Source organism: Edaphobacter sp. (genome assembly GCF_028283685.1).
Classification (GTDB): Bacteria; Acidobacteriota; Terriglobia; order Terriglobales; family Acidobacteriaceae; genus Edaphobacter.
On record NZ_JAPWKF010000007.1, the window covers coordinates 575,747 to 587,608 of the forward strand.

Here is an 11,862-nt window from a genome sequence, read left to right on the forward strand (position 1 = left end):
GATCGCGTGGGGTCATCTGCCACTCTGGTTTGAGCAGGCCCTACCTCAGTTGCTTTGCGTGGCGTCTCTACTGCACGGTCAGTGTCAGACTGGTCGTACTCTGGAGGCTTGTTATCGCATCTGTAGCTGTGACAAGCATGGTGTAGGTTTTGGCAGTGCTTTGGCTCGCTGAAGATGAACTGTTGCTGCTGCAACCACTCAAGCTCATCGCTGCTCCCAAAGATAGCAATACCAGGGCTAGCATCGCCGATAGACGCTGCCTGTGTTGCAGGCGCTTACGAGCGGATTTGGTACTTATCGGCAGTAACAACAATCCCAATACCACCGGAGCGATAGGACTTCCGGGAAAATAGCTTTCATTGCGGGCCGTCTGGCTTTTGTTGGTCTGAATCGTCAAGGTGACCAATGTCGCCGCACTACCGGCTGGAAGTGTTGCCGGAGAGAAAGTCGCAGTCGCTCCCGTAGGAATACCAGTTACATTGAAATTCACCGCATTCGGAAAAGTTGTCCCGACTCCTGGGGCCAGCGAGAGGGTATAGGTTGCTGTCCCGCCTGAAGTCGTAGTCGCGCTGCTGGAACTAGACCCGGCAGAAAGCTTAAGGGTTTGTGCCGCTACGTTGAAACTTGTAGTCGCCGTTGATGACGCGTAGTTTCCGCTGGCTGCCTGGCTGGCGCTCAGCACAACCGTGCCCGCTCCAGTCAGTGTGACCGTCGTCCCGGAGATGTTTGCAGGGCCACTGACAACAGCGTAAGTAATGGCTCCAGTTGAGGCTGATGTTGCGCTTATCATGAAAGGCGCGTTGCCATATGTCTGTGCAGTAATGGTCGCAAAGGTTAGCGTAGGCACCATTGGCATAACGATGAAGCTGGTCGTCCCGATCGACGCGGCATAGTTTCCGTTGGCTGCCTGGCTGGCGCTCAGCACAACCGTGCCCGCTCCAGTCAGTGTGACCGTCGTTCCGGAGATGTTTGCAGGGCCACTGACAACAGTGTACGTAATGGCTCCAGCTGAGGCTGATGTTGCGCTTATCGTGAAAGGCGCATTGCCATATGTCTGTGCAGTGATGGTCGCAAAACTCAGTATCGGCAACTCAAGTGCAGTACCACTCAAAGCGATGCTGTGGGTTGCATAGTCTGGGGCTGCTGCATTCAGATTGGTGTCCGTCAGCACCAGCGATCCAGTGATGTTGCCTCCCCCAGTTGGTGCAAAGCTGATGGAAAGCTGGCAGGAGTCGCCTGCTGCCAGTGTTCCCACGCTTGAGGAACCTGACCCCACTAGAGGGCATGCAGTCGTTCCCGTACTGTTTAAACTAAAGTTCGTAGAGATGCTGGGGTTGTTTCCAGAAGCCGGTATTGGAAAACTCAATGCAGTGTTGCCGGTGTTCTGAACCGCAACGGTCTGTACACTGCTTGTCGAGCCCGAAGTCGTTGTTGCAAAGGTCAAACTCGGGGGATCTGCAAGATTCACTTCCCATACACTGTTGCTCTGGGCGCCAGATGCAAAGATGTTGTCGCTCCCATCGACGACCATACCCAGAACGCCGGTGAGGTTGCTCGCGACCGTGGTCTGCGAGTAAGTGCCCGCCGAAAGCGCAGCTTTGATCGCCCGCCCTCCGAAGGTCTCTGCAATGTAGACGTTGCCGTTCCCATCGACAGCTATCCCGTGGGGCCCGTTTAAGCCACTGGCAATCGTGCTTTCGGTATAACTGCCATTGGATAGGGTCTGCTTTAGAACCTGACTCGAGCCATCACTCACATACACATTGCCTTTCTCGTCCACTGCGATCCCGAACGGATAGACAGATCCCGAGATCAGGCTCTGGACATAGGTGCCATCAGTCAATGTTTCTTTCAACAGTTTGTAAGCGAGGCTTCCGATATACACATTGCCGCTACCGTCGACTGCCACGGACTCTACATTGCCGAGATTGCTGAAAACAGCACTTTGCGCGTAGCCTCCTCCGCTCAGGGGCGTCTCTTTCAACACCTTCGTAGCATCTTGGTCAGCAATATAGATATTCCCGGCTCCATCCACCGCCACTCCAACTGGATACGCCAGGCCCGTGGCTACAACGCTCTGCATGTAGCCGCTTCCCGTCCAGACCTCCTTGACCACCGCGTTTTGCGGGCTATTGGCACTCACAGCTTCGGCAATATAAAAATTCCCGGCGGCATCTTGAGCAATGGCATAGGGGCTCGTCACATTGCTGAGGGATAGGGTACTTAGGTTGCCAGTCGGAAAGTTGATCTGGGGTCCTGATCCAGTGCCGTGAGCATAACCGGTAGCAATCACACTTCCTGAAGTCGACCGAAGCACTGCCGCACCATAACGGGGGCCAGTGAACTTCGGATTTAGAAGCACATCAACCGTGCAACTCACGCCGGTGGTATATGGAAAGCTTGTCCCAAGAGTCGTGCAGGTTCCAGTGCCAGCATCTGTAAAATCGAGACCTTCTACCCCCTGAGCCAGCACCGACGGCTTGGCAATAGTACCTGCTGAGTCGAAGGTAAAGATTAAGGATACGGGCGAGCTTGCACTGCCAACACTTACGGAACCAAAGTCTCCGGATGACGGAGTTACTTTTGCAAGGCTGGCGTAATTTGCCATAAGAATATCGCCCTTGCCATCCACCGCAATATAGATGGGAACAACATTAAGATAGGAAGTTCGCCCCACCAGACTCTGGGTATAGCTACTACCCGATGGTGTCTCTTTCAGAATCTGACTCGCTTGTTGATTCTCCGTGGTACCGTAGACGCCAATATAAACATTCTCGTTGCCATCCACAGTAACGCTGCTTATATAGCTCAGACCGCCGACAACCGTACTTTGGACGTAGCTTCCATTGGTCAGCGTCTCTTTAAAGACCTGGTTGCTGCCTCGGTCACCGATATAAACATTGCCGCTTTCGTCCACGGCTACAGCACTTGGAAGCGAAAGACCGCTCCCGATCGTGCTTTCAACATAGCTACTACCTGACGGTGTTTCCTTTAGCACTCGGTTGCCGTTCGGATCTGCAACAAAAACATTTCCGCCCACGTCCACAGCAACGCTCCATGCTGCCCCAACAGTACTACTGACCGTGCTCTGGGAGTAGTTCTTGCCTGATAACGTTTCTTTCAGTAGCCGACCATTGCTCGAGTCGGCGATGTATAGGTTGCCGCTAACATCTACCGCAACACCCAGCGGGGATTGCAGGCCAGTGCCGATCGTGCTTTGTATATAGCTCCCGTTAGACGGGGTTTCCTTCAGTACGCGATTGTTCGCTGAATCGGCGATGTACAAATTCCCGCTGGCATCCACCGCAACCTGACGAGGGTTGTTCAGGCCAGTGATTGGCAATGTAACTTGGGATCCGCTAAAGTGCGCACTCTGCGCACTGCCGCAGGGGACCATTGTTCCCGCAAAGATACCGCAAAGTATCGCCACCCTCGCGGCCTTCCTCTTGGTGCGAGTTGGTCGGCCAGATCGAACTACACGAGAGCACACGGCAGAAAGATTTTTCAAACGAATCTCCAAAACAGAAATTGGAACGAAGAAGCAAGAGAACAATGGTCTGGATCAGTTAAGATCGTCAACGCTGGTCCGAAGTAAACGACGTTTACGTTCTTTCGGGAGAATACATTCCAAGATGAAGAAGTGCTATGCAAAACATGGGGGATGCCCTCGTCGTGGAGATTCCTATCTATTGACTGCTAGCTTTCGAACCGTGGCGGCTTTGAGCAGGCGCTGGCTCGCATCTATACAGGATCCGGGAACTGATGGGATCGGCAATAGAACTAATCTCGTAAAAAGAGCGCCGCACTACAGGCGTTCAGCTGCCTTCTGACTCGAATTGCGTCCTGGGGCTTACCCTGCCTTCTCTTGAGTACCATTCCGGCCTCTCGTCTCCTTGCCCAGAACGCTCAACTAGCGGGAATTGTGCCCGATTCAGCGAAGGCGGCCATTCCGCATGCGTCGGTCGACATTCAGAATGAGCAGACCCACTCAAATATCTCGATTACCTCCAATGACGCGGGCCTTTTCGCTGCCCCCGCTTTCACCAGGCTCCTACCGCATCACGGTGACGGCTCCCGGCTTCCAGACTCAGGTCGTGGAACACGCAACCGTCGCGGTCGCCGGCAAGATCAATCTGAATCTATTTCTTCATGCAAGAGGAACTAGCGAATCCGGCACGGTAAATGCCATAAGCGTCCTAGAAGCCACAGCAGTTCAACGTTCCGTCGACACCCAGTATCCAAGCGTCGCAAATGAACGAATCTGATTCAGATAGCCGTACAGATCGAAGCTTCAGCAAATCGCGTGGATCATCGACAGGGCACCCGGTCTCAGCGATGAGCGATTGCGTCCATCACCTTTGGATGTAACCCATAAAGAGATGTGCTCATCATGACGAGGACATCGTCTCATTGATACGAGTCTGAAGTAAGCCGAAACCGCGAAAGAGATGATCCTCTCCTGTCCCCTTCAGTAATCACCAGATGCGAACGCGCTGACCAGCAGGTAGAAAGAGATGGTCCTGCGATGTCACACCGAAAGCTGCATACCATCCATCCATATTGCGCACGACACCGTTGACCCGAAACTCCTGTGGGGTATGCGGATCAGAGGTCAGCTACGTGCGCAATTCATCCTCGCGAACTTTGCCCCGGCGGAGCTGTGCCCATCCAAGAAAGACGCGTTGATCCCCAGAAAAATCATCCACTGCAAGTGGGGCGTGATTCTTGAGCGAGAGATGGTAGGCATCCAGAGCGATATTCAGACCGCCAAGATCCGCAACTCTCCCGCACTGTCCAATGCACTGCCCTTGGTATCGAACCCATGCGTCAGTTCGTGCCCAATCACCGCTCCAACCGCACCATAGTTGATTGCCGCATCTGCGGACGGGTCAAACACAGGCGGAAGTAGAAACCCTGCGGGGAAGATAACCTGGCGAAGCCATCCGGTGTGTAAGGCATCAGCGGATTGAGGCGTTTCCAGCCACTCCCTTCGGTCAACAGGAGCGCCCAGATGAGCCAGCATGTCGTGCCAATCCGATCGAGCACAGAGCAGAACATTTCCAAGGAGGTCTTTCTCCTGGAAGTGTAAGGTTGAGTAGTCTCGCATGTTTGTCGGATACCCAATCTCAATGACGTAGGCATCCAGCTTGCGAAGCGCCTCCGTTCGCGTCCGCTCGTCGAGCCAATCGAGACGCACGATGCGTGCACGGAATGCCGCCTTAACATTTAGCGCGATCTCCTCGACTTGCGTTCGAGTTTCGGGGGAGAAGTAGGCTCCGGCATAAGCCTGTCCCACCGCAAACCGAAATGTGCCGAAGGATCCAAATCTATCCTCCGAGTCGTCTCCGGCTACTGCAATGACGGCGCGTTCCAGCGTTCAGGCTGCCGCTGTTGACCGCCGATAGCTCTTCCGTGAAATGCAAAGTGCGCGTCCACAAACGCTTTGGACAGATAGGGCGCTGCGTGATCCACAATCCTGACGGCCTCCCATGCCCGGATGGTGGAGAGAGGCGTGTGCGCATAGCACCGGCAACTGCAGCATATGGGTGGACCACCATGCTCCGCATGAAGCGTTCTGCCACAGACTGATGGGAAACTGACTTCTCAGTTCAGTATTGACCCTATATGGATTGAGTATTCCGGTCGAACTCGGTACGCGCAGCTTCGACGCGTTCCCGAGTCGAAATGGCCCACTTGGCAAGAGCAGTGACCGGACCAAGAGCATCCCGCCCCAGTTCCGTCAGTTCGTAATCCACTCGCGGAGGTATGGTCGGTGTCACCTTACGCGTGAGATATCCGTCTCGTTCCAACCCACGCAGCGTCGTCGTCAAAACTTTCTGTGAGATCGAACCAAGGCTGCGTTTGATCTCACTGAAGCGCATCTTGCCGCGCGACAACATAGCGATAACCAGAATCGACCATTTGTCGCCAATCCGAGCAAGCACATCGCTGACCGACTGGCACACTTCAGGAGGCAGATCGCTGATGCTGCTGAAACATCTCTGTGGAGTGGGAACCTTGAAGTGACTCGGTTTCATAAAAGTGCCTTCTTGTGCGCGTTGTTTCTTCTCCATAGTATCGCGGTATCACTTGGAAACCAGGTGTGTAAGGGATACGAGCAACAACATGAAGGAAACTGCACTGGAATATCGAACGCCTATGCCGTCAGCGAATCGCCAAGAGATGCTTGCCCACGCGATGGAGGTTACTCATGCCTAGCGCAACTCGAATCATCCTTGGCCTCGTCGTCGTTGTGATTCTGCTGTTTGTGGTCGCGATCGCCAGCCTCTGGAAGCCTGATGTGACGGTCGATTCCCTAAAGCTGCGCTGGGCTCAAGCTCCTTCACAGTTTGTGGCCCTCGATGGAATGCAGATTCATGTGCGAGATGAAGGGAGGCGTGACGATCCCACACCGATCGTCTTGCTGCATGGAACTGGTTCAAGCCTTCAGACCTGGAACGACTGGGCAAATCTGTTGAAGGCTACGCATCGCGTCATCCGTTTCGACCGGCCTGGGTTCGGGCTTACCGGACCGAACCCTAGCGGAGATTACAGCATGGATTACTATTCCGGCTTTCTGGAGCGCCTGCTCGACCAGCTCAACGTGAACGGCCCGGTGATCCTTGTTGGCAACTCATCTGGCGGATACATGGCATGGCGCTTTGCGGTCGCGCATCCTCATCGAGTCGCGCGGCTAGTCCTGATCTCTCCCGCGGGCTATCCGCGCTCCGTACCTCTGCCTCAGGGACTGCAGATGGCAATGAACCCGAGGATGGATTTTATTACCCACCATATTCTGCCGAAGTCCCAAGTGCGAAAGGGAGCGGAAGAGTCCTATGGCGATCCGTCCAGGCTCACAGATGACACGGTCGATCGCTACTACGACCTCACACGTCGCAAGGGCAATCGAACAGCGCTTGGGCAGACGCTTCGCGCAGCCATCGGACATGAAGACCCCATCTTCTATCGATCAGGTGAAGGTGCCGACTCTTATCCTTTGGGGTACGAAAGACAAGATCATCCCTGCGACCCCGGATGCGGAGCAATTCCATCAGCGCATCGCGGGCAGCAAGCTCGTCATGCTGCCGGAGGATGGTCACGTCGCGCAGGAAGAAGATCCCAACGGTACACTCGCCGTCTTCAGGCAGTGGTTGACAAGTGCAGAAAATCAGAAGGTACAGTCCACAAAGTAGATCATGATTTCTCGGATGAGTCATGCCAAGCGCTTATCGTGAAAGTCATCTGGCTCGTCAGATCACTACCGACAAGCCAACGGTTGAAGACTCACGTGGTGGCGGACGTTCTATCGGTAGTCGCGTGTCCCTGCCCTGCTTCAAACACCCCCTACGATCTGCTCCACACCGAGCACCCTGCACCTCGCCTCACTTCGGTGGCAAGAGCGCTGCCGGGACAACCGCGATATGAGGACGTCCAAACGCCTTCGCCAAATTGTTGAGGCGTGCCAACTGAAACGACTGGCTTACCGAGGCCCCCAGGGCTAACGCGTCAAAGGCGTGGAACGCACCTGGCACCACGAGAAGCTCCACCGGCACGCCCACCTGAATCAGGCGTTGCGCAAAAGCGATATCCTCTTCGACGAAGAGATCCAACGCACCAACACCAATCCACGTGGGTGGAAGTAATCCCAATTCAGGCAAACGAAAAGGCACAGCGCCGACAGGGACATCCTGCCCCACTTCGGTCCCCAGAAATGCACGCCAGCCCAAACGATTGTTTGCCGCGGTCCATACGGTGGCACCAATGTGAGATGGAACCGGTTGTGATCCGGTTCTATCGTCAAGCATTGGATAGGTCAGACACAAAAACACCACCGGGACTTCACCCAAACGGGCGGCCTTCTCAGCCAGCAACGTGGCATGACCACCGCCCGCGCTCTCACCCATGATTGCAATGCGACTAACATCCACCCCAAGCCCGTCGCCCTTGGCATGCAGCCACTTCAGCGCGGAGTAATTGTCGGAGACGGACTCGCGGTAGGTCGACTCGGGTGCAAGGCGGTAGTCGACCGAAAGGATGACGCAATCAAGCGCATCGGCATACGCTCGCAGATAGGGGACGAAGTCATCGGGTTTGCCGAGAATAAATCCTCCACCGTGTGTGTGGAGAATTGCAGGCTTCGCTCCTCCGGGCGAGGAGTTGATCAAGAGGCAGCGCACCGGCGGCTGACCAGGCTCCCCCGGAACCCGGATCTCCTCAACCTTGATTTTTCTTTCGAGCGCTGGCGCTTCGGGGAAAGAGGCCGCCGGCACCGATCGCCACTTTAGCAGTGCAATCTCAAGCTCGCTGGAGGTCATCTCAGCAGTAGGCGTGGGCATGTCTTCAGCGATGTTCCCGACTGCCTCCGCAGCAGGCCTGAGCTCCGGATCTACAAGCTCAAAGAATCTCTTCATCGATGCTTCAGGAGCCATAAGAGTACCTTTCACTATGTCAGCTGTGTTTCATTTGGCATTCTCGATGTGCCGCGGACCGTGGCATTGGCCTGCGGAAATGAACCGGAGCTGCCAGCTCCGATTCATGATCCGTCCATCAGGCCCTCGGTGGGAGTTCAGGGATACGTGTAGAAGCCCTCGCCGCTGGAGAGGCCGAGCTTTCCCTTGTCGATGTAGTTCTGCTTAATCCAGTCCGCGATTAGTCGTCCCTTTTCGTCACTGTGGCCGAAGACGTTGTACGGGGTGTTCATCCCTACGATGTCCAACACCTGGAACGGGCCATAAGGCACTCCGTTCGAAATACGCCAAACCTTGTCTACGTCCGCCGGCTCTGCGTAACCATCGACCACGAGCTCCAGTGCTGCCCTCAAAAAGGGTACGGACAGCGTGTTCATAATGTAGCCGGCCTTCTCTTTATGGATTGCAACCGGCACCATCCCGATCTTAGGCGCGAATGTCATACAGGTCTCGATGACGGAAGCGTCGGTCTCGGTCGTCCCCATGACTTCGACCACGTTGTGCTTCCAGATGAGATTGGCGAAGTGAAGGGCAAGGAACTTGCCGGGACGGCCGGTGAAGTCTTTGATGGCGGACGGAAGTAGGGTCGAGGAGTTAGTTGCGAAGATAGTCTTCGCGGGTGCCACCTTGCTCAGTCTGGTGTAGAGGTCACGCTTAATCTCAAGCACCTCCGGAACCGCTTCGATCACAAGATCGGCGTCGGCCACAGCTTTCGCTAAGTCGGTGAAGTAGGAGAGCCGATTCAGTGTATCTTCGGCCTTGCCGTCGGGAGCCTCAGGAAAATCGGCCTTATAGGACGTTACAAGGCCTGCCATGCGTTGCCGGGCCGCCTCGATTGCTTGTTCGTTGATATCGTACGCTGACACCTCAAAGCCGTTGTAGGCAGTTTGGAATGCAATCTGGGCGCCGAGCACACCGGTGCCCAGCACGGTAACTTTCTTAATTTCAGACATGACGTTTCTTCTTCCTCTCTCTTGCTGGCTGTTGCTTCTTCAACGGGCTGGCTGCACCGGCAAGATAGCCGGCAATGATCTGAGCAACCTGACCTCGTACCTGCGCGAGAGGATCCGCGTAGGCGGTCTTGGCGAACATTTCCTGTCCCGAAAGTTCAGGTACCACACTGAGGCGGCTGATGGCGAGGTTCATCACCGCGAACACCGATCGGCCGGCAAGTGCGGCTGCAGCTGGATCGACAGTGCTGCCCTGCTCGCGAGCAGCGTCCATGAGTCGTTCCGTAATGGCTGATTCCAGGGTGCGTACAAGCGCGAGAGCTTCTTCTCGGTGCTCCTGCCTCGGCCCCCCGAAGAACAGCTCCCGCTGATACGCGGCCGCATTGCCGGGTGCCCCATAGGCGTGCTCGATTGTGGGTGCGATGAGCGCGTACGCTACGGCGACAGGATCAGCCGCTGTTGTGGCGGATGCTCGGTGCAAGCCTTCTGCAATGGTTCCGCGGAACACCCCGTTGTACACCATGAGAAGAAGCTCACGTTTTGAAGCCGCATAAAGGAACAACGTACCCGCGCCGATGCCCGCCTGGGCCGCGATCTCCTGCGTGGTCACCGTGTCGTAGCCGTGCTCCGCAAAGAGCGAAGCAGCAACGGATAAGATGCGGTCGCGCTTCTGCGCCATGTTTCTGTCGCGCCGACCCTTTGGATGTCTAGGCATGACCGAACGACCTTTCGTCCTGTTGACGTACAATAACTGAGTACGCTCAGTTATTGTGCTACTCCGTCAGATGCGAGTCAAGCGCTGCAAGGTTCAAATTTGACGACGGATCATTGAGCGCAGCAACGCTCACGAACTTACGTTTGGTGGGGAATGATTCAAGTCGTACTTATATACGTACGTATTCTGATGGGTGCGCACGAGGATCGTGACATGCAGAATGTGGTCCAGATTCGGCAGTGGAAGAACAATTCGTATTTATATACATAATGTATCGCAGCCACTCATAATTTCATCTGATCTGAAGATCATTTACCCGAGGGAGCAAGATGACGGCAGTGCGCACAATGCACCAGGCACAACCCAAACATGTAGTTATCATCGGCGCGGGGTTTGCCGGACTGGCATGCGCGAAGACTCTCGCCACCAACCGCAACCTTCGCATCACGGTCATTGACAAGAACAACTATCACCAGTTTCAGCCGCTGCTATATCAGGTAGCGACCGGCATTCTCTCCACGCATAATGCAGCTTTCAATCTGCGGGCGCTCCTGCAACGGCATGACAATATCCACGTGAAGATGTCCGAGATTGTGTCGGTCGATCTCCAGAGGCGTCGTGTTACTGGCCGCCTTGGAGACGTCTATGATGCGGATTATCTTGTCCTCGCCGCAGGCGCGGAGCCACATTTCTTCGGTGTTCCAGGCGCGGAGCAGTTTGCGTTTCCACTCTATTCGCTGGACGACGCTGAGAGTCTGCGTTCGGAGATGATCCGGCTTTTTGAGCGTACCGAGTTGCCTGGCTCGGATCGTGCACGCAACCTCAACATAGTCATTGTTGGCTCGGGGGCGACTGGCGTGGAAACTGCAGGCGCGCTTGCCGATCTCATGCGGAAGACACCCCAGCACTTATTCAGTGAAGTTCAGCTTCGTTCCATCAGCTTGACGGTCATTGATCACGGGAGCAGTCCGCTCCGTCCGTTCCTTCCTCGTTCGCAAGCCTATGCGAAGAAGGTACTGGAACAACGTGGTGTTCAATTTCATCTCGGCGAGAGCGTGCAGGAAGTGACTGCTTCGGAGGTTGTCCTTGCGAGCGGCCAGCGATTACCCGCACAGATCACTATCTGGGCTGGAGGGAGCAAAGCTGCTCGTTTGTCCTCTGCGTTGAATATTCCGTTGGGTGCTGGCGGACGCATTGACGTGCAAGAAGACCTGTCACTTTCTGAGCATCCCGGCGTCTACGTCCTCGGAGACCTGGCTAATAGTGTTGGGCAGGACGGCAAGCCCCTGCCACAGCTTGGTTCCGTTGCCAAACAAGCTGGCGAGCACTGTGCACAGAACATTCTGGCTACGGTCGCGGGCCGCAAGCAGGAGCCATTCCACTATGTCGACAAAGGCATCATGGCGATGGTGGGACAAGGGGCGGCCATCACCGAGATTGGCAAGCAGCGCAGACCTCTCTATGGCATGCTGGCGTTCACTGCCTGGCAATTGGTTCATGTCGCACTCCTCCCGTCCTTTCGCATCGGCTTTCAGGCCTCCATCGAGTGGGCAATCGACTTCTGGGGCACTCTTCATCTCAATGCGATTGTCAGTCGCTCGTCGGATAGGGATTGATGCCCATTGGATGAAGTTGTGCCGAGCCGAGTCTCTGGTGCCCAACGGTTTGTTCCTGTTGCGGTTTGCGTCGCGGCTTTCATCGACTCATCGCGCAGAGACGTTTGCGATGG

The 11,862-nt window shown here is 55.4% G+C and carries 8 protein-coding genes and 2 pseudogenes; 3 read left to right on the top strand and 7 right to left on the bottom strand.

Features of this window, described 5'->3' with window-relative positions:
* Positions 1-67: 67 nt before the first annotated feature.
* The 4 genes and pseudogenes from PW789_RS13100 to PW789_RS13110 all read right to left on the bottom strand — a co-directional run bounded on the left by PW789_RS13100 (position 68) and on the right by PW789_RS13110 (position 6,074).
* Positions 68-3,343, bottom strand: a complete 3,276-nt coding sequence (locus tag PW789_RS13100) for an NHL repeat-containing protein (protein WP_299377082.1) — start codon at positions 3,341-3,343, stop codon at positions 68-70.
* 1,132 nt (positions 3,344-4,475) lie between these two features.
* Positions 4,476-5,374: pseudogene (locus PW789_RS13105) on the bottom strand (M13-type metalloendopeptidase).
* The gene (locus tag PW789_RS20150) at positions 5,350-5,544 is read right to left on the bottom strand and encodes a hypothetical protein (protein ID WP_367182571.1); all 195 of its coding nucleotides are present in this window, start codon (positions 5,542-5,544) and stop codon (positions 5,350-5,352) included. Before PW789_RS20150 ends, PW789_RS13105 begins: the two are co-directional and overlap by 25 nt.
* A gap of 77 nt (positions 5,545-5,621) precedes the next feature.
* Complete coding sequence (locus PW789_RS13110) at positions 5,622-6,074, bottom strand: helix-turn-helix domain-containing protein (protein ID WP_299377084.1); 453 nt, start codon at positions 6,072-6,074, stop codon at positions 5,622-5,624.
* A gap of 293 nt (positions 6,075-6,367) precedes the next feature.
* Here PW789_RS13110 and PW789_RS20155 point away from each other — a divergent pair.
* Both PW789_RS20155 and PW789_RS20160 read left to right on the top strand, forming a co-directional pair.
* Positions 6,368-6,910: pseudogene (locus PW789_RS20155) on the top strand (alpha/beta fold hydrolase); the annotation flags it as partial.
* 37 nt (positions 6,911-6,947) lie between these two features.
* Positions 6,948-7,193: an alpha/beta fold hydrolase gene (locus tag PW789_RS20160; protein ID WP_367182572.1), complete on the top strand. Its 246-nt coding sequence runs from the start codon at positions 6,948-6,950 to the stop codon at positions 7,191-7,193.
* A 189-nt stretch (positions 7,194-7,382) separates the two neighbouring features.
* Here PW789_RS20160 and PW789_RS13120 read toward each other — a convergent pair whose 3' ends face one another.
* The 3 genes from PW789_RS13120 to PW789_RS13130 all read right to left on the bottom strand — a co-directional run bounded on the left by PW789_RS13120 (position 7,383) and on the right by PW789_RS13130 (position 10,097).
* A complete protein-coding gene (locus PW789_RS13120) occupies positions 7,383-8,411 on the bottom strand; it encodes an alpha/beta hydrolase (RefSeq protein ID WP_299377088.1) in 1,029 nt (342 codons plus the stop codon).
* Positions 8,412-8,566: 155 nt separating this feature from the next.
* A complete protein-coding gene (locus tag PW789_RS13125; RefSeq protein ID WP_299377090.1) occupies positions 8,567-9,421 on the bottom strand; it encodes a 3-hydroxyacyl-CoA dehydrogenase in 855 nt (284 codons plus the stop codon).
* Positions 9,414-10,097 (bottom strand): TetR/AcrR family transcriptional regulator, encoded by a 684-nt coding sequence (locus PW789_RS13130; protein ID WP_299377092.1) that lies wholly within the window; start codon positions 10,095-10,097, stop codon positions 9,414-9,416. Before PW789_RS13130 ends, PW789_RS13125 begins: the two co-directional genes overlap by 8 nt.
* Positions 10,098-10,462: 365 nt before the next feature.
* Here PW789_RS13130 and PW789_RS13135 point away from each other — a divergent pair, with 365 nt between their 5' ends.
* Positions 10,463-11,749, top strand: a complete 1,287-nt coding sequence (locus PW789_RS13135; protein WP_299377094.1) for an NAD(P)/FAD-dependent oxidoreductase — start codon at positions 10,463-10,465, stop codon at positions 11,747-11,749.
* The last annotated feature ends 113 nt before the right edge of the window (positions 11,750-11,862 follow it).

What these genes read in the sequence shown, in the direction of transcription:
- PW789_RS13125 (WP_299377090.1), bottom strand. Translation starts at nt 9,421, where the DNA reads ATGTCTGAAATTAAGAAAGTTACCGTGCTGGGCACCGGTGTGCTCGGC.
- PW789_RS13110 (WP_299377084.1), bottom strand. Translation starts at nt 6,074, where the DNA reads ATGGAGAAGAAACAACGCGCACAAGAAGGCACTTTTATGAAACCGAGT.
- PW789_RS13130 (WP_299377092.1), bottom strand. Translation starts at nt 10,097, where the DNA reads ATGGCGCAGAAGCGCGACCGCATCTTATCCGTTGCTGCTTCGCTCTTT.
- PW789_RS13120 (WP_299377088.1), bottom strand. Translation starts at nt 8,411, where the DNA reads ATGAAGAGATTCTTTGAGCTTGTAGATCCGGAGCTCAGGCCTGCTGCG.
- PW789_RS20160 (WP_367182572.1), top strand. Translation starts at nt 6,948, where the DNA reads ATGAAGACCCCATCTTCTATCGATCAGGTGAAGGTGCCGACTCTTATC.
- PW789_RS13135 (WP_299377094.1), top strand. Translation starts at nt 10,463, where the DNA reads ATGACGGCAGTGCGCACAATGCACCAGGCACAACCCAAACATGTAGTT.